The sequence below is a fragment of the Dietzia sp. IBK-p2-16D genome, from assembly GCF_057773085.1.
This window is the reverse complement of sequence record NZ_JBYMTL010000036.1, coordinates 1-489: the sequence shown is the minus strand read 5'-3', so window position 1 is coordinate 489 and position 489 is coordinate 1. Positions and strand designations below refer to the sequence as shown.

Annotated in this window: 1 protein-coding gene; it reads right to left on the bottom strand. The window is 47.2% G+C overall.

The window, feature by feature from the left end:
• Positions 1–119: 119 nt before the first annotated feature.
• Positions 120–489 (bottom strand): hypothetical protein (locus AC3DE3_RS17215; protein ID WP_488370839.1); only part of this gene is annotated, 370 nt, incomplete at its 5' end.

The window sequence follows — 489 nt, the reverse complement described above, 5'->3', positions numbered from 1 at the left end:
GCAACTGACACAGAACATCGTCTCAGGGATCGTCTCTTTTACTCGCTCTACATTTTGCCGCGATAAAGCACAAGGGCGGGAGTTGTTAAGGTCTTTTTTCAATTGACGCATTAAATCGCTCATACTATTTCTTCCTCACGACAGTTCGGGCAAAGCACTTTGTCAGCTTCTACGATCCAGCCATATTTCCAAGCGGTCTTTGAAAATTCCAGTCGCTCCTGAGCCAAAGGGGCAAAATCCATGCTTTGCAATGGCCCCGTTTTTGCTTCGTCGCACTCAGAACACTCAATAACCATAAGCATTTTTATGGCTCGACGGATATTCCCGATTTCCATGTCTGAACGCTTAGTCGGATTGCCAAACTTATCCTCACTCCCGTTGCAGTATTGGCAGATGCCACAATCGCATTCAGGGTCGTGTTTTGTTGCCAGTGCAGACGTTCGGCGCTCATACGCTGCTTCGTGTGCTTCTCGGTTTGTCATATTTTCC